The following is a 22,611-nucleotide window of genomic DNA, read 5'->3' as shown; positions in this document are numbered from 1 at the left end:
GACGTCGCGCATTCATGTTGGGGGCTGGCTTGTCTGCGATTGCAGCGTGTCAGTCAGCGAATCTGATACTGATACACCGCTATCGCAGGCAAGCCCGCTCGCACATTTGATCTGTGTTGCCTTTAGAGCACCGGCGCAGCCGCCGCCAGCTTCGGCTGGCGATACAGGTCCAGCAGCACTTGGTCCAGTACTGATGAGGCGCCCCACGGTTTCGAATCGTTGAGGATCGCCACCACCACCCAGGTGTTGCCATTATTGTCACGGCTGAACCCGGCGATGGCACGCACGGTGTTCAGGGTGCCAGTCTTGACGTGGGCTTCGCCGCGCATGGCGGTGGTCTTCAGGCGTTTACGCATGGTGCCGTCGGTGCCGGCAATCGGTAGCGAGCTGATGTATTCCGCCGCGTACGGGCTTTTCCAGGCGGCTTGCAGCATGGCCGCCATCTCGCGGGCGCTGACACGTTCGGCGCGCGACAGGCCGGAGCCGTTCTCCATGACGAGGTGCGGCGCGGTGATGCCTTTCTTCGCCAGCCACTGACGGACCACACGTTGCGCAGCCTTGGCGTCGTCGCCGTCGGCATCGTTGCGAAATTGCGCGCCCAGGCTCAGGAACAGCTGCTGAGCCATGGTGTTGTTACTGTATTTGTTGATGTCGCGGATGATTTCCGCCAGGTCCGGCGAAAAGGCACGGGCGAGTACTTTGGCGTCCTTGGGCACGGGCGCCTGGATGTCGCGGCCCTGGATGGTGCCACCCAATTCCTGCCAGATCGCACGCACAGCGCCGGCGGTGTAGGTGGCGTGGTCGAGCAGCGACAGGTAAGTCTGCGAACTGCAGCCATCGCCCAGTTGGCCGCTGACCGTCACGGTGACACTGCCGTCGGCGGCGGTGACCGGGCTGTAGCGCACGTCACCGGTGCATTGCTTGGCGTTGGAGACTTTCACCTGGTTGTCGATGCGAATGCTGGCAATCGGCGGCTCGACCGATACGATCACGCGGCCCGAATCGTTGCGGGTTACGAAGCGCAGGGCCTTGAGGTTGACCAGCAGGGCGTCGGGCTTGACCAGGAACGGCTTGTTCTCGTCATTGCCGTCGTCATTGAATTCGGGCAATTGCGGCTGGTTGAAGAAGCTGCGGTCGAGCACCAGGTCGCCGGTGACTTGCTGCACGCCATTGGCACGCAGGTCGCGCATCAGCAGCCAGAGTTTTTCCATGTTCAGCTTCGGGTCGCCGCCGCCCTTTAGGTAAAGGTTGCCGTGCAAGACGCCACCGCTGAGCGTGCCGTCGGTGTAGAACTCGGTCTTCCACTGATGGTTGGGGCCGAGCATTTCCAGGGCGGCGTAAGTGGTGACCAGCTTCATGGTGGAGGCCGGGTTCACCGACACGTCGGCGTTGAACACGGTGGGGGTACCGGGGCCGGTGAGGGGCAGCATCACCAGCGACAGCGCGGTATTTTGTAGCTTGGCTTTCTGCAGGGCCTGCGCAACGTTGGGTGGCAGGGTGTTGTTGATTGGGGCGGCAGCGGCGGAAAAGGCCAGTGGAAGAAGAACGCTGGCCAATAACACGGAACGAAAAGATTTGATCATAAGGAATAAAACCCTACTGCTGAGAAGGGTGAAAAAGGCGAGGGGTATGGAAGAAAATCCCTCATTGGTCACGAAAGTGTCGGCATTATGCCCCAAGGTGGATCCAGTTGTAGCTGAACGATAGCTGGTATTGCGCGTTTTTTTGCAGACAGATAGCCGCCTGTCCCAGAGAGTCGGGCAATCCTTGCCTTAAACTGCTAAAGTGCCGCCCGTTATTACTTATGAGGATTGTTCCAATGGCGACTAACCGTTCCCAGCGTCTGCGCAAAAAACTGTGCGTTGATGAATTTCAAGAGCTGGGTTTCGAACTGAACCTGGACTTCAACGAAGGCCTGAGTGAAGAAGCTATCGACGCTTTCCTCGAAGCATTCATCAAAGAAGCCATGGAAGCCAACGGTCTGGGCTATGTCGGCGGCGATGACTTCGGTCTGGTTTGCCTGCAGAAGCGTGGCTCGGTCTCCGAAGAGCAGCGTGCTGCTGTTGAAGCCTGGCTGAAAACCCGTTCCGAGCTGACCAAGGCTGAAGTCAGCCCGTTGCTGGACGTGTGGTATCCAGAAAAGCCGATCAACGCGGCTAAGTGATACTGAAAAAAACGGCGACCTTCGGGTCGCCGTTTTTTTTATGCCTTGCGCCCGTTCAGAATCAGCAGCGTCAACACCCCCGCCACAATCCCCCAGAACGCCGAACCGATGGAAAACAACGTCAAGCCTGACGCGGTGACCATAAAGGTGATCAGCGCCGCTTCGCGTTCCTTCGGCTCATTCATGGCGATGCTCAAGCCATTGATGATCGAGCCAAACAACGCCAGCGCTGCAATCGACAGCACCAGTTCCTTTGGCAATGCGGCGAACAATGCCGCCAAGGTCGCGCCAAATACCCCGGCAATCCCGTAGAACACACCGCACCACACCGCGGCGGTGTAGCGCTTGTTGCGGTCTTCATGGGCATGCGGCCCGGTGCAGATGGCCGCGCTGATTGCCGCCAGGTTGATGCCGTGGGAGCCGAAGGGCGCGAGCACCAGCGAGGCCAGGCCGGTGGCGGTGATCAAAGGCGAGGCGGGCACGGTGTAGCCATCGGCGCGCAGCACGGCGACGCCGGGCATGTTCTGCGAGGTCATTGCCACCACGAACAGCGGAATGCCGATACTGATGGTCGCCGCCAGCGAGAAATGCGGCGTGGTCCACACCGGTATCGCCACTTCGAGGTGAAAACCACTGAAATCCAGCAACCCCATCAGCCCTGACAGCACAGTGCCGAGCACCAGCGCGGCGAGCACCGCATAGCGTGGCGACAGGCGCTTGATGATCAGGTACGTGAAAAACATCCCCAGCACCAGGCCGGTGCGATGCTGCGCGGCGACGAAAATCTCGCTGCCGATCTTGAACAGGATTCCCGCCAGCAAGGCCGCCGCCAGCGACGACGGGATGCGCTTGACCAGTTTTTCGAAACTGCCGGTCAGCCCGCACAGCGTCACCAGCACGGCGCAGGTGATGTAGGCACCAATGGCCTCGCCGTAACTCACGCCGCCCAGGCTGGTAATCAACAGCGCCGCGCCGGGTGTGGACCAGGCAATGGTGATGGGCGTGCGATAGCGCAGGGACAAGCCGATGCTGCACACCGCCATGCCGATGGAGATGGCCCAGATCCACGAAGAAATCTGCGCCGTGGTCAACCCGGCGGCCTGGCCGGCCTGAAACATCAGGACCAGCGAGCTGGTGTAGCCGGTCATCATGGCAATGAAGCCGGCGACGATGGCCGACGCAGAAGTGTCGGCCAACGGGCGCAAAGGCGCTTGGGTGGCGTCGTTCATGGAGAGGTGTTCCTTTTACCTGGGTATTTGTCAGTGAAGGCGCAGATTCAAGCCTAAACTCAAACGTAACTACTCGTTGCGATACAGCCGACGCTGCAAACAGCCGTACAGTGTGTTGGCGCACTGGGTTGTGTACAATGTGCCCTGTTTTTAGGTGATACTTGCCAGCAACCTGCGCTTGCCGTATTACCGTTAATTCGCCGCCGTTCTCCAAACCCGAGTGCCCATGAACGAACAGTTGCAACCTCTCAAGAAACAACCGCGAGCCGGCAAGGCCGGTCGCAGCGGAACCCAGGACGATATCGTTTACGCGCATATCTTCGAGGCCATCCTTGAACAACGCCTGGCGCCCGGAACCAAGTTGAGTGAAGAGGCACTGGGCGAAATCTTCGGCGTCAGCCGCACCATCATTCGCCGCGCGCTCTCGCGTCTGGCCCATGAAGGCGTGGTACTGCTGCGGCCCAATCGTGGTGCGGTGGTGGCGAGCCCGAGTGTAGAAGAAGCGCGTCAGGTATTCCTGGCCCGGCGTCTGGTCGAACGGGCGATCACGGAGTTGGCAGTGCAGCACGCCACGGCCGAACAGCTGGCCGAGCTGCGCCAGATGGTCAACGACGAGCGCGACAGCTTCTCCCGCGGCGACCGCGGTGCCGGTATCCGCCTCTCCGGCGAATTCCACCTCAAGCTGGCCGAGGCGGCGAAGAACGCGCCGCTGATCAGCTTCCAGCGCAGCCTGGTGTCGCAGACCTCGTTGATCATCGCCCAGTACGAAAGCGGCAACCGCTCGCACTGTTCTTACGATGAGCACACGCAGCTGATCGATGCGATCGAAGCACGCGATGCAACGTTGGCGGTGAATTTGATGATGCACCACATGGATCACATCGACAGCAAGCTCAACCTCGATGAGGAAAGCGCGTCGGATGATTTGCACGCGGTGTTTTCGCATTTGTTGCAGACGAAAAAGCCGGGACGCTCGTCCGTAAAACTGTAATTTCCCTGACTCACCAGGGCCAGAAATGTGGGAGCGGGCTTGCTCGCGAATGCGGTAGATCAGTCAATGCATCTGGTGACTGACACTCCGTATTCGCGAGCAAGCCCGCTCCCACATTTGCTTCTCGGCGTGCTTTAGATCAGCGTTGATGCACGAGATTGCCGGCCGCATACGTCTGCAACACCGCCCGGTCATCCCCCAGCGTCATCAACACAAACAACGTCTCGGCAATGTTATTGGCCTGCTTCAAGCGATAGCTGAGCAGCGGCGTGGCGTTGTAATCCAGCACCAAAAAGTCCGCGTCAGTGCCTGGCTGCAAGGTGCCGATCTTGTCTTCCAAACGCAGCGCTCGCGCGCCGCCCAAAGTGGCCAGGTACAGCGACTTGAACGGGCTCAACCGAGCGCCCTGCAACTGCATGACCTTGTAGGCTTCGTTCAAGGTTTGCAGCAGCGAGAAGCTGGTGCCGCCACCCACGTCGGTGCCCAGGCCGACATTCAGCTTGTGCTTCTCGGCCATCGGCAGGTTGAACAAGCCACTGCCGAGGAAGAAGTTCGAGGTCGGGCAAAACGCTACCGCCGAACCCGTTTCGGCGAGGCGCGCGCACTCGTCATCGCACAGGTGCACGCCGTGGGCAAACACCGAACGCTCACCCAGCAATTTGTAGTGGTCATACACGTCCAGGTAGCCCTTGCGCTCCGGGAACAGCTCTTTCACCCATTCCACTTCCTGCAGGTTTTCACTGATGTGCGTCTGCATGTACAGGTCCGGGTATTCGCCCAGCAATTGCCCGGCCAGCGTCAGTTGCGCCGGGGTGCTGGTCGGGGCAAAACGTGGCGTGACCGCATAGTGCAAACGGCCCTTGCCATGCCAGCGTTCGATCAGCGCCTTGCTTTCCTGGTAGCCGGATTCGGCGGTGTCGGTCAGATAGTCCGGCGCGTTGCGGTCCATCATTACCTTGCCGGCGATCATGCGCAGGTCGAGTTTCTCGGCCGCTTCAAAAAACGAATTGACTGATTGCGGGTGCACGCTGCCGAACACCAGCGCCGTGGTGGTGCCGTTGCGCAGCAGTTCCTTGATGAAGATATCCGCGACTTCTTCGGCATGGGCCTTGTCGGCGAACTGGCTTTCACACGGGAAGGTGTAGGTGTTGAGCCAATCCAGCAACTGCTCGCCATAGGCGCCGACCATGCCGGTTTGCGGCAGGTGGATATGGGTGTCGATCAGGCCCGGGGTGATCAGCGCATCCTGATAATGAGTAACGTCGATGTCGGCGGGCAGCGTCGGCAGCAAATCGCTGGCGTGGCCCAGGGCGCTGATCTGGCCGTTATCGATCACCAGCAGGCCGTCTTCGAAATACTCATAGGACGCTTCGATCCCCACTTCAGCAGGGTCGGCGATGCTGTGCAGGATGGCGGCACGGTAGGCTTTGCGAGTCAAAGGCATGGTGTTCTCAATTTAGAGTGCTTGGCTGCGGCGCGAGGCCGGCAGCAGTTTGGCAATGGGTTCGGCGCTCGCGGTGTGCTGGCCGAAATTGGCGTTATAGGTGGCGATGATTTCGCCGGCGATGGAGATGGCGATCTCCACCGGCAGTTTGCCCTTCACCTCGATGAGGCCCATCGGGCAGCGCATGCGTTGCAGTTGCGCGGTGTCGAAGCCGCGATCACGCAGGCGGTGTTCGAACTTGACCCGTTTGGTTTTCGAGCCGATCAGGCCGAAGTAGGCAAAGTCATTGCGCTTGAGCAGCGCGGCGGTCAGTTCCAGGTCCAGCGCGTGATTGTGGGTCATGACGATGCAGTAACTGCCCACTGGCAGGTCGGCAATTTCGTCGACCGGCTCCTCGCTGACGATTTTACGCACGCCCTGGGGAATGTGTTCCGGAAACTCCTGGTCGCGGGAATCGATCCAGCGCACCCGGCACGGCAGGCTCGCCAACAGCGGCACCAACGCGCGGCCGACATGGCCGGCGCCAAACACTGCAATGTGCGCCTGCACCTGGCCCATGGGTTCGAACAGCAGCACAGTCACACCGCCGCAGCACTGGCCCAGGCTTGCACCGAGGCTGAAGCGCTCCAGATGCGTGTTTTGCTGGCCGCGCACGAGCATGTCGCGGGCGATCTGCATCGCCTTGTATTCCAGGTGCCCGCCACCGATGGTGTCGAAGGTCTGCGCGGCGCTGATCACCATCTTCGAGCCGGCATTGCGCGGCGTGGAGCCGAGCTCTTCGATGATGGTCACCAGCACGCAGGGTTCGCCGCGGTTCTGCAAATCGGCGAGGGCGCTGATCCAGTTGTTCATAGTCACCTCTTGTGGCGTCTGTCAGGCCGCTATCGGGGGCAAGCCCCCTCCCACATTTTGATGTGTGAACACCATCAAATGTGGGAGCTGGCTTGCCTGCGATGGCAGCACCTCGGTCTTAGAGCGAAGCCATCTCGGTTTCAGCCTCGACAGCCTTTGCCGCCTGCAACTGCCGCATCTGCTCACACCCCCACAACACCCGCTCGGGTGTCGCCGGTGCATCAATCTTGGGCTGATGGCGATACTCACCCACACTCGCCACGGCATCCTTGATCGCGCACCACGAGGCGATCCCGAGCATGAACGGCGGCTCACCCACAGCCTTGGAATGGAACACCGTGTCCTCCGGGTTCTTGCGGTTTTCGACCAGCTTTACGCGTAAATCCAGGGGCATGTCAGCCACGGCCGGGATCTTGTAGCTGGCGGGGCCGTTGGTCATCAGCTTGCCTTTGTTGTTCCACACCAGCTCTTCCATGGTCAGCCAGCCCATGCCCTGAATAAAGCCGCCTTCCACCTGGCCGATGTCGATGGCCGGGTTCAGCGAGGCGCCCACGTCGTGCAGGATGTCGGTGCGCAACATCTTGTATTCGCCGGTGAGGGTGTCGACGATCACTTCGCAGCAGGCCGCGCCGAACGCGAAGTAATAGAACGGCCGCCCACGCGCCTGGCTGCGGTCGTAGAAGATTTTCGGGGTCTTGTAGAAACCGGTGCTCGACAGCGAGACCTGGGCGAAATACGCCTGCTGGATCAGGCTTTCAAAGGTCAGGATCTGGTCGCGTACACGCACGTGACCATTGTGAAATTCCACATCCGCTTCACTCACGTCGTACTTGCGTGCGGCAAACTCCACCAGGCGCTGCTTGATGGTTTCGGCGGCGTTCTGCGCAGCCTTGCCGTTCAGGTCGGCACCGCTGGAAGCCGCGGTGGGCGAGGTGTTGGGCACCTTGTCGGTGTTGGTGGCGGTGATCTGCACGCGGTCGATGTCGACCTGGAACACTTCGGCCACCACTTGCGCGACCTTGGTGTTCAAGCCCTGGCCCATTTCGGTGCCGCCGTGGTTCAAATGGATGCTGCCGTCGGTGTAGATGTGGATCAGCGCACCGGCCTGGTTCAGGAAGCTGGCGGTAAACGAAATACCGAACTTCACCGGCGTCAGCGCCAGGCCTTTTTTCAGGATCGGGCTGTGGGCGTTGTACAGGCGGATCGCTTCGCGGCGCTCGGCGTATTGGCTGCTGGCTTCAAGCTCGGCGGTCATTTCTTCGAGCATGTTGTGCTCGACGGTCTGGTAGTAGTGGGTGACGTTGCGCTCGGTCTTGCCGTAGTAATTGGCCTTGCGCACCGCCAATGGGTCCAGACCCAGGTGCCGAGCGATGGCGTCCATCACTTCCTCGATGGCGACCATGCCTTGTGGCCCCCCGAAGCCGCGATACGCGGTGTTGGAGGCCGTGTTGGTCTTGCAACGATGGCCATTAACGGTGGCGTCGCCCAGGTAATACGAATTGTCGGCGTGGAACATCGCGCGGTCGACAATTGAGTTTGACAAGTCTGGCGAGCAGCCGCAGTTACCCGCCAGTTCCAGGTTGATCCCGTGCAGGCGACCCGTGTCGTCAAAGCCCACGTCGTATTCGATATAGAACGGGTGACGCTTGCCGGTCATCAGCATGTCTTCGACGCGCGGCAGGCGCATTTTGGTCGGCTGGCCGGTGAGGCGCGCAACCACCGCGCACAGGCAGGCGGGGCTGGCGGCCTGGGTTTCCTTGCCGCCGAAACCGCCGCCCATGCGGCGCATGTCGACGACGATTTTGTTCATCGACACGTCGAGCACTTCGGCCACCAACTTCTGCACTTCGGTGGGGTTTTGCGTGGAGCAATAGACGATCATGCCGCCGTCTTCGGTGGGCATCACCGACGAGATCTGGGTTTCCAGGTAGAAGTGTTCCTGGCCGCCGATGTGCAGCGTGCCCTGGATACGGTTTTTCGCCGTGGCCAGTGCACCCGCCGAATCACCGCGTTGGTGAGTGTGGCTGTCGAGCACGAAATGCTTGTTGCGAAAGGCCTCGACCACGTCCAGCACCGGCTCCAGGTCTTCGTATTCGATCACCGCCGCCATGGCCGCTTTGCGTGCGGTTTCCAGGTCGCGCGCGGCCACGGCCAGCACCACCTGGCCAACAAACTGCACGGTGTCGATGGCCAGCAACGGGTCGCCGGGCATCAGCGGGCCGATGTCTTTCAGGCCCGGCACGTCTTCGTGGGTGATCGCGATGCGCACGCCGTCAAAGGCGTAGCAGGGCGCGGTGTCGATGCTGAGGATGCGGGCGTGGGCACGGTCGGACATGCGCGCATACAGGTGCAGTTGGTTGGGAAATTCCAGGCGGTCATCGATGTACTGCGCCTCGCCGGACACATGCTTGGCGGCGCTGTCATGCTTGACGCTGCGGCCGACCCCGGAGGTCAGGTCCTGGGCGAACAGCTCGGCGAGTTCGGCCTGGGTTTTAACGACGGCGTGATGGTTAGACATAAGCGGTCACCCGAGTCTCGATGTGCGGCGTTTGCAGTTCGATGAAGTATTTGCGCAGCAGGTTTTGCGCGCTGAGCAGACGGTATTCCTTGCTGGCGCGAAAGTCCGACAGCGGGGTGAAATCCTCGGCCAGGGCGGCGCAGGCTTTTTCCACCGTGGCGGCGTTCCAGGTGGCGCCCACCAGCACGGCTTCGCAGCTTTTCGCGCGTTTGGGCGTGGCGGCCATGCCCCCGAAGGCGACGCGTGCCTGGTTGATCACGCCGTTCTCGATCTTCAGGTTGAAGGCGGCGCACACCGCGGAAATATCATCGTCCAGGCGCTTGGACACCTTGTAGGCACGGAACAGTGTGTGGCCCTTAGGCACGATGATTTTCTCGATGAATTCGCTGTCCTGACGCGCGGTGACGCGGTAGTCGATGAAGTAGTCTTCCAGCGCCAGGGTGCGGCGCACGTTGCCTTTGCACAGCACGATCTGTGCACCCAGGGCGATCAGCAGCGGCGGCGAATCACCAATCGGCGAGGCGTTGCCGATGTTGCCGCCCAAGGTGCCCTGGTTGCGGATTTGCAGGGAGGCGAAGCGGTGCAGCAGGTCGCCGAAATCCGGGTATTCGTGGTGCAGCGCGGTGTAGCAGTCGGAGAGGGCGGTGGCGGCGCCGATTTCCAGGCGGTCGTCGAAGCGCTCGATGCGCTTCATTTCTTCGATATTGCCGACGTAGATCATCACCGGCAGCGTGCGATGAAACTGCGTGACTTCCAGCGCCAGGTCGGTGCCGCCGGCCAGTAGCCGGGCTTGCGGGTAGGCGTCGTAGAGATCGGCCAGGTCGGCGACGGTCAGCGGCACCAGGCAGCGTTTGTCGCCACTGTTGAGTTCGCCGGTCTGCGTTGGCGCAATGGCTTTGAGGCGCGCGATGGTCTCGGCCTGGCGGCTGTCAAACTGGTCGACGGGTTTGTTGCAGCAGGCCTGTTCGGCGGCGGCCAGGATCGGGCGGTAGCCGGTGCAACGGCACAGGTTGCCGGCCAGCGCTTCGTGGGCTTTTTGGCTGTCGGGGGCGTCGCTGTTCTTTTGCAGGGCAAACAACGACATCACAAAGCCCGGTGTGCAAAAGCCGCATTGTGAGCCGTGGCACTCGACCATGGCTTTTTGCACGCTGTGCAGTTGGCCCTGGTGCTTGAGGTCTTCAACGCTGATCAGCTGTTTGCCGTGCAGCGACGACACAAAGGTCAGGCATGAGTTGAGGCTGCGATAACGAATCTGCTCCGCGCCTTGTTCGTCGCGGTGCAACTCGCCGACCACGACGGTGCACGCCCCGCAATCGCCGCTGGCGCAGCCTTCCTTGGTACCGGGTTTGCCCACGTGCTCACGCAAATAGTTGAGCACGGTCAGGTTGGGGTCCAGGGCGTGCTCACTACGGAGTTCCTGGTTGAGTAAAAACTGGATCACGGAAGGCCTCGCAGACTCATTATTGTTGTTAACCGCTTTGCGCCGAATCTAGTCATGTCTGACTTTTCGGTCAATGATTTTCTGACCAGGAGGTCAAGAAATTACGGTCACAACACTTTCAATTATGGTCCAGTCTTCTGGAACCGTTGTTTTTGGCGGCTTGTGGGTTTTCATCGCTGCTTATTTCATGCCAAATTCGCCACCGTGGGCGTAGCGCCATCAGCGGGCCAATGCGCTACACTGCCGCGCTTGTACTGATAGAAGATTCTGAAGGGAAAACATGACGTTCAAGGCGCCGGACAGTCTCGCCGAGCAAATTGCTCACCACCTCGCCGAACGTATCATTCGCGGCGATCTCAAGCCTGGGGAGCGGATCCAGGAACAGAAAGTTACGCTGGCGCTCAATGTCAGCCGTGGTTCCGTGCGTGAAGCCTTATTGATCCTCGAGCGCCGCCACCTGATCGCGATCCTGCCGCGCCGTGGCGCCCACGTCACCGAGCTTACCGCGCACAAGGTGCAGAGCCTGTGCACGCTGATGGGCGAGTTGTACATCCTGCTCGGCAACGCGGTGGCCGAGGGCTGGAAGGTGCAGGCCGACATGACGCCGTTCCTGCAGATCCAGCAGCGTCTGGTGAACAGTTTTGAGCGTCAGGACATTCGCGCCTTCGTCGAAGAAAGCTTCAACGTGATGCGCGCCGCGTACCCTTTTGCCAACAACCCGTATTTGCAGGAAACCGTCGAGAACCTGCAGCCGGCGATGAACCGCGCCTATTACCTGGCGCTGGATCAGCGCAAGGCGTCCATGAGCGAGTACCTGGCGCTGTTCGAGCAACTGCTCGCCGCCGTGCTGGCGCGTGACCTGGCGCAGATTCGCCTGGTGCTGTCCGCCTACGGCCAGCGCAGTTGTTCATTGGTCATCGCTGCGTTGGCGGACGCCTAAACGTGCGGCTCAAGTGCATCAAACTGGCGGGGTTCAAATCCTTCGTCGACCCGACCACGGTGAACTTCCCCAGTAACATGGCGGCAGTGGTGGGGCCCAATGGCTGCGGCAAGTCGAACATCATCGACGCCGTTCGCTGGGTGATGGGCGAGAGTTCGGCAAAAAACCTGCGCGGCGAGTCGATGACCGACGTCATCTTCAATGGCTCCACCAGCCGTAAACCGGTGAGTCAGGCCAGCATCGAGCTGGTGTTCGACAACTCCGACGGCACCCTGATCGGCGAATACGCGGCGTACGCGGAAATTTCCATTCGCCGCAAAGTGACGCGCGACAGCCAGAACAGCTACTTCCTCAACGGCACCAAGTGCCGGCGCCGGGACATCACCGACATCTTCCTCGGCACCGGCTTAGGCCCGCGCAGCTACTCGATCATCGAGCAGGGCATGATCTCCAAGCTGATCGAAGCCAAGCCCGAAGACCTGCGTAATTTCATTGAAGAAGCAGCCGGCATCTCCAAGTACAAGGAGCGCCGCCGCGAGACTGAAAACCGTATCCGCCGCACCCACGAAAACCTCGCCCGCCTGACCGACCTGCGCGAAGAGCTGGAGCGCCAGTTGGAGCGCCTGCACCGCCAGGCCCAGGCCGCCGAGAAGTATCAGGAATACAAGGGCGAAGAACGCCAGCTCAAGGCGCAACTCTCGGCCTTGCGCTGGCAGGCGCTGAATGATCAGGTCGGCCAGCGCGAAGCGATCATCGGCACCCAGGAAATCAGCTTTGAAGCGCTGGTGGCCGAACAGCGCAATGCCGACGCCAGCATCGAGCGCCTGCGTGACGGTCACCATGACCTGTCCGAGCGCTTCAATCTGGTGCAGGGCCGCTTCTATTCGGTGGGTGGCGACATCGCCCGGGTCGAGCAGAGCATTCAGCATGGCCAGCAGCGTCTGCGCCAACTGCAAGATGATTTGAAGGAAGCCGAGCGCGCGCGCCTGGAGACCGAATCGCACCTGGGCCATGACCGCACCTTGCTGCTGACCCTCGGCGAAGAGCTGGACATGCTCACCCCCGAGCAGGAAATCACCAGCGCCGCCGCCGAAGAAGCCGCCGCCGCCCTGGAAGAAGCCGAAACCACCATGCACGGCTGGCAGGAGCAGTGGGACGCTTTCAACCTGCAATCCGCCGAGCCGCGCCGCCAGGCTGAGGTGCAGCAGTCGCGCATCCAGCAGCTGGAAACCAGCATGGAGCGTTTGGCCGAGCGCCAGCGCCGCGTGCAGGAGGAGCGGGCGTTGCTCGCCGCCGACCCGGAAGACGCGGCGATCATGGAACTGAGCGAGCAACTGGCCGAAAGCGAGATGACGCTGGAAGAGCTGGAGGCCAGCGAAGAGCAACAAGTGGAGCGCCTGGAGCAATTGCGTCAGCAACTGCAACAGGCGACCCAGTCGCAGCAGCAGGCCCAGGGCGATTTGCAGCGGCTGAACGGCCGATTGGCGTCGCTGGAGGCCTTGCAGCAAGCCGCGCTGGACCCGGGCACCGGCACTGCCGAGTGGCTGCGCGACCAGCATTTGGCCGAGCGACCGCGCCTGGCGGAAGGGTTAACAGTTGAAGCGGGTTGGGAGCTGGCGGTAGAGACCGTGCTCGGCGCCGACCTGCAGGCGGTGCTGGTCGACGATTTTGGTGGCTTCGACCTGGCCGGCTTTACTCAGGGCGATCTGCGTTTGCTCAGCCCGGCGGCCGATGGCACGCGCGTGCCGGGCAGTCTGCTGGACAAGGTCGAGGCGGCGATTGACCTGTCGCCCTGGCTGGGGCAGGTCAAACCGGTGGATTCCCTGGAGCAAGCCCTGGCGCAGCGCGGCCAATTGGGCGCGGGCGAAAGCCTGATCAGCCGCGATGGTTATTGGGTGGGCCGCCACTTCCTGCGCGTACGCCGTGCCAGCGAAGCGGAAAGCGGCGTATTGGCCCGTGGCCAGGAAATCGTCAACCTGAGCGCCGAGCGCGAAGAACGCGAAGCCACTCTCGAACGCCTGGAAACCGAACTGCAAACCCTGCGCGCCACCCAGCGCCAGCAAGAGACCGGCCGCGAACACCTGCGCCGCCTGTTGCAGGACGAAGCGCGCCAGCAAGGTGAACTCAAGGCCCAACTGTCGGCGAGCAAGGCCAAGGTCGAGCAACTGACCCTGCGCCGCACCCGTCTTGATGAAGAAGTGGCGGAGATGGGCGAGCAACGCGCCCTCGAGCACGAACAAATCGGTGAGGCGCGCCTGCAACTGCAGGAAGCCCTCGACAGCATGGCGCTGGACACCGAGCAGCGCGAACTGCTGCTGGCCCAGCGCGACAGCCTGCGCGAACGCCTTGACCGCGTGCGTCAGGAAGCGCGCCAGCACAAGGATCACGCTCACCAATTGGCGGTGCGCCTCGGTTCGTTGCAGGCTCAGCACGCGTCCACGCGTCAGGCCCTTGAGCGCCTGGAGATGCAATCCGAACGCCTCACCGAAAAGCGCGAGCAACTGAGCCTCAACCTGGAGGAGGGCGAAGCGCCGCTGGAGGAGTTGCGGCTCAAGCTCGAAGAATTGCTCGACAAGCGCATGACCGTCGACGAAGAACTCAAGACTGCGCAAATCGCCCTGGAAGACGCCGACCGCGAACTGCGCGATGCGGAAAAACGCCGGACCCAGGCCGAGCAGCAATCGCAGTTGATTCGCGGCCAGCTCGAACAGCAGCGCATGGAATGGCAGGCCCTGACGGTTCGCCGCAAGACCCTGCAGGACCAGTTGCTGGAAGACGGCTATGACCTGCACGGCGTGCTTAATACGTTGACCGCCCAGGCCAACGAGAAAGATGCCGAAGAAGAACTTGAACGGATTGCTGCGCGTATTCAGCGACTCGGCGCGATCAACCTCGCAGCCATCGACGAGTATCAGCAGCAGTCCGAGCGCAAACGTTATCTGGATGCCCAGGACGCCGATCTGGTGGAAGCCCTGGACACTTTGGAAAATGTGATCCGCAAGATCGACAAGGAAACCCGTAATCGCTTCAAAGATACCTTTGATCAGATTAATGGCGGTTTACAGGCGTTATTCCCGAAAGTTTTCGGTGGTGGCAGCGCTTACTTGGAACTGACGGGCGAAGATCTACTCGATACAGGGGTGACGATCATGGCGCGGCCTCCGGGCAAGAAGAACAGCACCATCCATTTGTTGTCCGGTGGCGAAAAGGCACTGACGGCATTGGCGCTGGTATTTGCGATCTTCAAGTTGAACCCGGCGCCGTTTTGCATGCTCGACGAAGTTGACGCCCCGCTGGATGACGCTAACGTTGGACGCTACGCTCGGTTGGTTAAAGAGATGTCCCAGACCGTGCAGTTCATCTATATCACCCACAACAAGATCGCCATGGAAATGGCCGATCAATTGATGGGTGTAACGATGCACGAACCCGGTTGTTCGCGTTTGGTTGCGGTGGATGTCGAAGAAGCGATGGCGCTGGTGGATGCTTAGCGGCGAGTTGCTGGTTACACGTGTTTGAGGCTTAGAGCTTGCAGCTTGAAGCTCACAGTTGGCGGCTGGCGCAAGCGATCTTTCATGTGGCCCAAACATGGCAAATCGACACATTTCGCGCCAACTGTGTAAAGTTATCGAAGGTCGTGCTAGTTTATTGTCAATTCCTCGTATGCGTGGGCAAAACGTCAGTCAGAACATAGAGTTGGCGCCACGTTTTAAAGCGGTTTGGATGTTGCTAAACCCCTTATTTTTCAGCATTTTTTATTAGAGGCACGGGATTACATGGAAATCGGTCTGCGCGAGTGGCTGATCGTCATCGGCATTATTGTCATTGCCGGTATTCTTTTTGATGGCTGGCGCCGCATGCGCGGTGGCAAGGGCAAGCTCAAGTTCCGTCTGGACCGCAACCTGTCCAACTTGCCTGACGATGATGGCAGCGCCGAACTGCTGGGGCCGCCTCGCGTGCTGGATACCCATAAAGAGCCGCAACTGGACGAACACGACTTGCCGTCGATGAGCGCGCCGGTACGTGAAGCCCGTGAACCCTCTTCCAAGCGTGGCAAACGCGGCAGCGCCGCTGTTGCCGAGCCGCATCAGGGCGACCTGAACCTTGACGTCGATGATGGTCCGAGCTTCAGCAGCCGTGATGACGATTTCCCTGACGAGACCCCGACCAAAAGCGCGCCACGTCAGTCGGTCAATGACCAGCCGGCCGCTGAAGAAGTCTTGGTGATCAGCGTGATCTGCCGCGACGCCGCCGGTTTCAAAGGCCCGGCGCTGTTGCAGAACATCCTGGAAAGCGGCTTGCGGTTTGGCGAGATGGATATTTTCCACCGTCACGAAAGCATGGCCGGTAACGGCGAAGTGCTGTTCTCCATGGCCAACGCGGTCAAGCCGGGCACCTTCGATCTGGACGATATCGACCTGTTCAGCACCCCGGCGGTGAGCTTCTTCCTTGGCCTGCCAGGCCCGCGTCACCCCAAACAAGCGTTCGACGTGATGGTGGCCGCGGCCCGCAAGCTGTCTCAGGAACTCAACGGTGAGCTCAAGGACGACCAACGCAGCGTCCTGACCGCCCAGACCATCGAACACTACCGTCAGCGCATCGTCGAGTTCGAGCGTCGCGCCCTGACACAGAAACGCTGAGGATTGGTCTTCAGCGTTGTCAGTAGAATAAGCGCACTAACATATTGAGCAGCTTCGGCTGCTCTTTTGCTTTCTGAGAGAACACCCATGACCGCCGCCCATACCCGCATCCTCCAATTGCGCGCTGAGCTGGATCAGCACAATTACCGTTACCACGTGCTCGACGAGCCGAGCATTCCGGACGCCGAGTACGACCGGCTGTTCCACGAGCTCAAAGCCCTGGAAGCCGAGCATCCGGATTTGGTCACGCGTGATTCACCGACGCAGCGGGTCGGCAGTACGGCGTTGTCGGCGTTCACTCAGGTGAAGCACGAAATACCGATGCTCAGCCTCGGTAACGCCTTTGACGAAACCACCATGCTCGAGTTTGATCGCCGGGTCACCGAAGGCCTCGACCTGCCGGTGGGCGATCTGTTTGGCGGCGGCGCGGCGGTGGAATACAGCTGTGAGCCCAAACTGGATGGCCTGGCGGTCAGCCTGCTGTATCAAGACGGTGAACTGGTACGCGGCGCCACCCGTGGCGATGGCACGACGGGCGAAGACATCAGCGTCAACGTGCGCACTGTGCGCAATATCCCGCTGAAGCTGCACGGCAGCGGCTGGCCGGCGACCCTGGAAGTGCGCGGCGAAGTGTTCATGTCCAAGGCCGGTTTCGAGCGCTTGAACGCCTCGCAGCTGGAAGTCGGCGGCAAGACCTTCGCCAACCCGCGCAACGCGGCGGCTGGCAGCCTGCGCCAGTTGGACTCGAAGATTACCGCCAGCCGCCCGCTGGAGTTCTGCTGCTATGGCATTGGCCAGGTCACCGCAGACATCAGCGACACCCACATCGGCAACTTGAAGCAGTTGCAGAAGTGGGGCATGCCGATCAGCCACGAGCTTAAGTTGGCCAAGGGTATCCAGGAATGCCTGGACTACTACCGCGATATCGGCGAGCGGCGTAACAGCCTGGGTTATGAAATCGATGGCGTGGTGTTCAAGGTCAACAGCATTGCTGCCCAACGTGAACTGGGTTTTCGCGCGCGTGAACCGCGCTGGGCCATCGCGCATAAATTCCCGGCCATGGAAGAGCTGACTGAATTGCTCGACGTCGAATTTCAGGTCGGTCGGACCGGCGCCGTCACGCCCGTTGCGCGCCTCAAGCCGGTCAAGGTCGCGGGTGTGACCGTGTCCAACGCCACCTTGCACAACATGGATGAAGTCGCGCGCCTGGGCCTGATGATCGGCGATACGGTGATCATCCGCCGCGCCGGTGACGTGATCCCGCAAGTCGTCTCGGTGGTCACCGAACGCCGCCCGGAAAACGCCCGCGCGGTGCAGGTCCCCGAAAGCTGCCCGGTGTGTGGCTCCCACGTGGAGCGCACGCAACTGGTCAAGCGCAGCAAGGGCAAGGAAACCGTCAGCGAAGGCGCGGTGTACCGCTGCGTCGGGCGCCTGGCCTGTGGCGCGCAGCTCAAGCAGGCGATTATCCATTTTGTCTCGCGCCGGGCCATGGACATCGACGGCCTGGGCGACAAGACCATCGAGCAGTTGGTGGATGAAAAACTCATCGGTTCGCCGGCCGACCTTTACAAGCTCAAGTACGAGCAGATCATCGACCTGGAAGGCTTTGCCGATATTTCCAGCAAGAAGCTGATCACCGCTATCGAAAACAGCAAGACCCCAACCCTGGCGCGCTTTATCTACGCCTTGGGCATCCCGGATGTGGGCGAGGAGACCGCCAAGGTGCTGGCGCGCTCCCTGGCGTCTCTGGAGCGTGTGCAGAAGGCCTTGCCGGAAGTGCTGACGTACCTGCCCGACGTGGGCCTGGAAGTGGCGCACGAGATTCACAGCTTCTTTGAAGACAGCCATAACCAGAAGGTGATTGGCGCGCTGTTGTCGCCGGAGCAATGCGGCCTGCAACTGCAGGATCAGGGCGACCTGAGTGCCGAGTTCGCCGCCAGTACTACATTCGGTGGCTTTCTGGACAAACTACATATTCCTTCGGTTGGACCGGGCGCTGCGCAAAAGTTGGCCGACAAATTCGAGTCTCTTGAAAAGTTGATCGAGGCTCCCTGGTTCGATATCCGCCAAGTACTGCCCGAGAAACAAACCAAGACCGTTCGGGAGTTTTTCGATATCCAGGAAAACGCCAACCACGCCCTGGCCATCGAGCAGCAGCTCAAGGACTTCGGCATGCACTGGCAGAGCGAGAAGAAGGTCGTCGAAGGCTTGCCCGAAGCAGGGCACACCTGGGTGCTCACCGGTTCGCTGGAGCTGATGAGCCGCGATGTGGCCAAAGACAAACTCGAAAGCCTCGGCGCCAAGGTGGCCGGTTCGGTCTCGGCGAAAACCCACTGTGTGGTGGCCGGGCCGGGCGCTGGCTCGAAATTGGCCAAGGCCAGCGAGCTGGGCTTGAAGGTGTTGGACGAAGAAGCGTTCGTGGCATTCCTGGCCAAGCACAACATCACGGTCTGACGGCGCGTGCGGGGAATGAGCTGCTGCTTATTGTGGCGAGCGGGCTTGCCCCGCGTCGGCCTGCGCAGCAGCCCCCTCACCAGTGGAACGATCTCTCACGGGAAATGATCTAGTCTTGGTCACCCATAGAGAGATCGCCATGTTCCGCTACTTCGAGCAACTCAGTTCACGCATCGCAGCACCGTTCACGGCGGGCGCATCTCGTAACAGCAAGGTGTGGCAGTGCCGCTGTGGCCAATCGCTGTTCTTTCGCAACAGCCAGTGCCTCGCTTGCCAGGCGCTGCTCGGTTATCAGCCGCAGCAAAGCCGCGTATCGTCCTTACAGCCGGGCCCGGTTGTCGGGACCTGGCTGCAGGACGACAACCTTGACGCCGGCGCCTTCCGGCGCTGTGCCAACCTCGACACTCCCGCGGCCTGCAACTGGCTGATCCCGGCGCACAGTACGGCGCCGCTGTGCGTGGCGTGCAGTCTGAACCGCACCATTCCCGACCTGTCGATCGCGGAAAACGCCGAACGCTGGCGCAAGGTCGAAACTGCCAAGCACCGTTTGGTGGCGCAACTGATCAGCCTCGGCCTGAACGTGGTGCCCAAGAGCGTCGATGAAGACAACGGCCTGGCCTTCGACTTCGTCGGCGTCGATCTGGAAGGCAATGCTCCGATGACGGGCCACGCCAACGGTCTGATTACCCTCGACATCAAGGAAGCCGACGACGCCCACCGTGAGAAAGTTCGCGTACAAATGCGCGAGCCTTACCGCACGCTGCTTGGCCACTTTCGCCATGAGGTCGGCCATTACTACTGGGACCGCCTGATCGCCGATACCCACTGGCTTGAACCTTTTCGCGCCTTGTTCGGCGACGAACGCGCCAGCTACGCCGATGCACTCGACCATCATTACCAGAACGGCCCGCGCCCCGACTGGCAGCAAACCTGCGTCAGCGCCTACGCCACCATGCACCCTTGGGAAGACTGGGCCGAAACCTGGGCCCATTACCTGCACATGATGGACGCCGTCGACACCGCCCTGGGCTTTGGCATGAGTGCCCGCGAGATGGACCTGGATTACCAGCCGTTTCCCCTCAGCACCCTTTACGACCCCGAACACCCAGGCGGTACGGCGTTCCTGTCGTTCGTCAACGCCTGGATTGAACTGGCCGGCATGCTCAACGAACTGTCGCGCAGCATGGGCCAGCCGGATTTTTATCCCTTTGTGCTGCCGCCGGCGGTGATCGCCAAGCTGCACTTTATTCACTTGGTCATCCAGGAAGAGGGCGGCAGGGCAGATGAAGCCGTGATTCTGTAGCGGCACAAGTGCTTGAGCCCCTTGATTTTTTAATCCTGAACCAACGGTTGTAACTTCCGATGAGATCGGTACAATGGCGCGGCTTGCCGAGAGGCGAGCGTCGTTATGGTGACCCCATCGGTCCCCCCGCAACGATTACCCGTGAACCTGGTCAGAGCCGGAAGGCAGCAGCCACAGCGGGAACATTGTGTGCCGGGGTGTGGCTGGTGGGGTTGCCTCCATAACGCTCCCCCGCAACCCCCTCTGTTTCAAATCAAAAAACGTTTCTTCAGTCATCTGCCCATCTGTAGTGCGCAGCCATGACGGCTTTTTGCTGGACAACCTTCGACCGTCTGCTAGCGTAAATCATGGGTTTTTTTCAAAAAATGACCGTGGTGCTGGAGTAGTAAAGAAGTGATGGCACTCCTTCAATCAGAAAGGATGATTGCCATGCACAGCCTCCAAGGTTTACCCAGTCGTATCAGTGGTTCCGTCGGCACCCCCGGCAAGGCCCGTAATGATTCCGATGATGTTCGATCCATTCAGAATCTATTCAACCTGATCACCGCCAAACCCGCTTCGCCTTTGCTGGTGGATGGCAAGTGCGGCCCGCTGCTGGTCCAGCGTATCAAGGACTATCAATCCAATCGTCTCAAGGTCGCCACACCCGACGGCGTGATTGACCCGGCAGGCCGAACGTTCAGCGCCCTGCTCGAAGACGCGCGCAAGGCAACTCCCGTGACCCCGGCCAACGACTCGGCCAGTGCCGCTGTCGCCCCAACCCCGCCACGCCCTCCGGTGCTTGCCCCGGCCCAACCAGACACACTGCATTGGGTTACAAAAGCCACCTGTGATGGACGTGTGACGCTGACCGATGCTGACTTTCAAAGCGCCGCGACAGCGCTGGGCAGCGGTATCTCGGTGAACATCATCAAGGCGTTCGCCACTGTGGAATCTGGTGGGCGATCCGGCTTCGGTCCCGCCCAGATGCCGGTGATCGCGTATGAAGGTCACATCTTTCGCAAATACACCCAGCAGAAGTACGACAAGGCCTATTCCCTCCTGTCATACCCCTACCGGGAAAAAGCCGGCCCGCAATGGAAAGCCAACAACAAAACCCAGGCGGTGGCGTGGCAGACCCTGGCCGATGCGTTCAAGTTAAATCAGGAAGCGGCGTTGATGTCGGCGTCGTACGGCATGTTTCAGATCATGGGCTTCAACTTCGCCGCCTGCGGTTACAAGAGCGTCTTCGATTTCGTCAGCGCGATGAAACTCAACGCCGGCCAGCAGCTGATGGCGTTCGTCGGTTTTTGCCGCAAGAACCCGGCCTTGTTCAAGGCCATGAAGAACAAGGACTTCGCGGGCATGGCTGCCCAATACAACGGGGCGGATTATGGTGATTACGACAAGCGAATCCAGAAAGCCTTTGAGGCGCTGGAGAGGAAAAAGTAGCCGTGCATGACGGTTGTTTCACAACGTGCAAAGCGCCCACTGGACAACCCAAAACCATCTTGTTAGTTTCCGCCAGCCACTTGTTTCGAGGTGTAACAAGAGCGCTGCATTGATATTGAAGTGCCAGCACTTCTTTAACTTACAAGGATGTCAGTGATGAAAAGCCTGCAAGGGTTGCCCCGTCTTATCAGTGCTTCGGTGGGCGCGCCCGGTAAAGCGCGCAACTTGCCTGCCGATGTTCAGTGCATCCAGTATTTATTCAATTTGATCATTCCCAAGATGGGGTTTCCGCTGGCCGAAAACGGCAAGTGCGACGGCCAGTTGGTGCAGTGCATCAGCCAGTATCAGTTTCGCCACCTTAAATACGCGCACCCCGATGGGGTGATCGACCCCACCGGTCGTACGTTCAACAGCCTGATCGAAGAGGCGGTGAAAGTGCCGGTGAAGGCGTTTCCGACGATGCGCATTCCAAGTTTTCTCAACGCGTTCGGCAATAACAACGGCGATGCGGTGCAGGCCACGGTCAATGTGTACCTGGACCGCATGCGTGCGATGATCGAGGCCGAGCGACGCAACCGGCAATTGATGCTCCAGCCCACGTGCGACGGCGGCATGACGCTCACCGAAACCGACTTCCAGAACGCCGCCACGCAGTTGGGCAGCGGTATTTCGGTGAATATCATCAAGGCGTTCGCCACTGTGGAGTCCGGCGGGCGTTCCGGTTTCGGGCCGGCCCAGCTGCCGGTGATCGCTTTTGAAGGGCACCTGTTTCGCAAGTACACCAAGCACATCTACGACCAGGCACATCCACTGCTGTCGTATGTCTACGTGAGGAAGGCCGGGCCGCAGTGGCAAGTCAACAACAAGGACCAGGCCAAGGCCTGGGAAACCATGGCCACCGCGTTTGCGCTGGATCAGGAAGCGGCCTTGATGTCGGCGTCCTGGGGTATGTTCCAGATCATGGGGTTCAACTACGCCTCCTGTGGTTACAAGACCGTGTTCGAATTTGCCGCGGCATTGAAGATCAATGCCGGCAACCAATTAAAGGCGTTCCTCGGTTTTTGCAGCAAAAGCCCGGCGTTGATCAAAGCCATGAAAGACAAAGACTACGTGGCCATGGCGCGCAACTATAACGGCGAGGATTACGGCGACTATGACCGCCGTATCAAGAAGGCCTACGAAGCACTGGAAGGGAAGAAATAAG

15 protein-coding genes and 1 other RNA gene are annotated in these 22,611 nt (G+C 60.4%); 10 read left to right on the top strand and 6 right to left on the bottom strand.

The genetic code is table 11. The annotated features are described in order from the left end of the window. Positions 1-122: 122 nt before the first annotated feature. A complete protein-coding gene (dacB, locus tag NTD89_RS14765; RefSeq protein WP_145159104.1) occupies positions 123-1,583 on the bottom strand; it encodes a D-alanyl-D-alanine carboxypeptidase/D-alanyl-D-alanine-endopeptidase in 1,461 nt (486 codons plus the stop codon). Between the two features lie 236 nt (positions 1,584-1,819). Here dacB and NTD89_RS14760 point away from each other — a divergent pair, with 236 nt between their 5' ends. Next, complete coding sequence (locus tag NTD89_RS14760; protein ID WP_016979277.1) at positions 1,820-2,164, top strand: YggL family protein; 345 nt, start codon at positions 1,820-1,822, stop codon at positions 2,162-2,164. A gap of 38 nt (positions 2,165-2,202) precedes the next feature. Here the strand turns inward: NTD89_RS14760 and NTD89_RS14755 are convergent, their stop codons facing one another. After that, entirely contained in the window at positions 2,203-3,393 is a 1,191-nt protein-coding gene (locus NTD89_RS14755) for a benzoate/H(+) symporter BenE family transporter (protein ID WP_242195874.1), read from the bottom strand. 226 nt (positions 3,394-3,619) lie between these two features. Between NTD89_RS14755 and NTD89_RS14750 the strand changes: the two genes are divergently transcribed. Next, a complete protein-coding gene (locus NTD89_RS14750; RefSeq protein WP_017134778.1) occupies positions 3,620-4,384 on the top strand; it encodes a GntR family transcriptional regulator in 765 nt (254 codons plus the stop codon). 139 nt (positions 4,385-4,523) lie between these two features. On the opposite strand, the gene guaD is transcribed toward NTD89_RS14750, so the two are convergent. The 4 genes from guaD to xdhA all read right to left on the bottom strand — a co-directional run bounded on the left by guaD (position 4,524) and on the right by xdhA (position 10,639). Next, positions 4,524-5,828 carry a guanine deaminase gene (gene guaD, locus NTD89_RS14745; protein ID WP_262208382.1) on the bottom strand — a complete coding sequence of 435 codons (1,305 nt, stop codon included), beginning with the start codon at positions 5,826-5,828 and terminating at the stop codon, positions 4,524-4,526. Positions 5,829-5,840: 12 nt separating this feature from the next. Next, positions 5,841-6,680 carry a xanthine dehydrogenase accessory protein XdhC gene (gene xdhC, locus NTD89_RS14740; protein WP_262208381.1) on the bottom strand — a complete coding sequence of 280 codons (840 nt, stop codon included), beginning with the start codon at positions 6,678-6,680 and terminating at the stop codon, positions 5,841-5,843. 118 nt (positions 6,681-6,798) lie between these two features. Further along, positions 6,799-9,198, bottom strand: a complete 2,400-nt coding sequence (gene xdhB, locus NTD89_RS14735; protein ID WP_145159096.1) for a xanthine dehydrogenase molybdopterin binding subunit — start codon at positions 9,196-9,198, stop codon at positions 6,799-6,801. Then, the gene (xdhA, locus tag NTD89_RS14730) at positions 9,191-10,639 is read right to left on the bottom strand and encodes a xanthine dehydrogenase small subunit (RefSeq protein ID WP_145159094.1); all 1,449 of its coding nucleotides are present in this window, start codon (positions 10,637-10,639) and stop codon (positions 9,191-9,193) included. The genes xdhB and xdhA overlap by 8 nt, the downstream gene beginning before the upstream one ends. 280 nt (positions 10,640-10,919) lie before the next feature. On the opposite strand from xdhA, the gene NTD89_RS14725 reads away from it, so the two are divergent. From NTD89_RS14725 to NTD89_RS14690, 8 genes are all read left to right on the top strand, one after another. Continuing rightward, positions 10,920-11,579, top strand: a complete 660-nt coding sequence (locus tag NTD89_RS14725) for a GntR family transcriptional regulator (RefSeq protein ID WP_145159092.1) — start codon at positions 10,920-10,922, stop codon at positions 11,577-11,579. A 2-nt stretch (positions 11,580-11,581) separates the two neighbouring features. After that, positions 11,582-15,070, top strand: coding sequence for a chromosome segregation protein SMC (gene smc, locus NTD89_RS14720; RefSeq protein ID WP_262208380.1), 3,489 nt, complete (start codon positions 11,582-11,584; stop codon positions 15,068-15,070). Positions 15,071-15,355: 285 nt separating this feature from the next. Then, the gene (gene zipA / locus NTD89_RS14715; protein WP_034119293.1) at positions 15,356-16,219 is read left to right on the top strand and encodes a cell division protein ZipA; all 864 of its coding nucleotides are present in this window, start codon (positions 15,356-15,358) and stop codon (positions 16,217-16,219) included. Positions 16,220-16,306: 87 nt separating this feature from the next. Further along, complete coding sequence (ligA, locus tag NTD89_RS14710) at positions 16,307-18,673, top strand: NAD-dependent DNA ligase LigA (RefSeq protein WP_262208379.1); 2,367 nt, start codon at positions 16,307-16,309, stop codon at positions 18,671-18,673. Between the two features lie 139 nt (positions 18,674-18,812). Beyond that, positions 18,813-19,976 carry a putative zinc-binding metallopeptidase gene (locus NTD89_RS14705; protein WP_242195860.1) on the top strand — a complete coding sequence of 388 codons (1,164 nt, stop codon included), beginning with the start codon at positions 18,813-18,815 and terminating at the stop codon, positions 19,974-19,976. A gap of 115 nt (positions 19,977-20,091) precedes the next feature. Continuing rightward, an RNA gene (gene ffs / locus NTD89_RS14700) (signal recognition particle sRNA small type) lies at positions 20,092-20,188 on the top strand. Between the two features lie 217 nt (positions 20,189-20,405). Beyond that, positions 20,406-21,407 (top strand): N-acetylmuramidase family protein, encoded by a 1,002-nt coding sequence (locus tag NTD89_RS14695; RefSeq protein WP_262208378.1) that lies wholly within the window; start codon positions 20,406-20,408, stop codon positions 21,405-21,407. 156 nt (positions 21,408-21,563) lie between these two features. Beyond that, positions 21,564-22,610 carry an N-acetylmuramidase family protein gene (locus NTD89_RS14690; RefSeq protein ID WP_262208377.1) on the top strand — a complete coding sequence of 349 codons (1,047 nt, stop codon included), beginning with the start codon at positions 21,564-21,566 and terminating at the stop codon, positions 22,608-22,610. Position 22,611 lies beyond the last annotated feature (1 nt).

This window comes from Pseudomonas sp. 14P_5.3_Bac1 (assembly GCF_025466135.1).
Taxonomy (GTDB): Bacteria; Pseudomonadota; Gammaproteobacteria; order Pseudomonadales; family Pseudomonadaceae; genus Aquipseudomonas.
The sequence above is the reverse complement of the archived record's forward strand: the minus strand, read 5'-3'. Positions and strand labels throughout refer to the sequence as shown.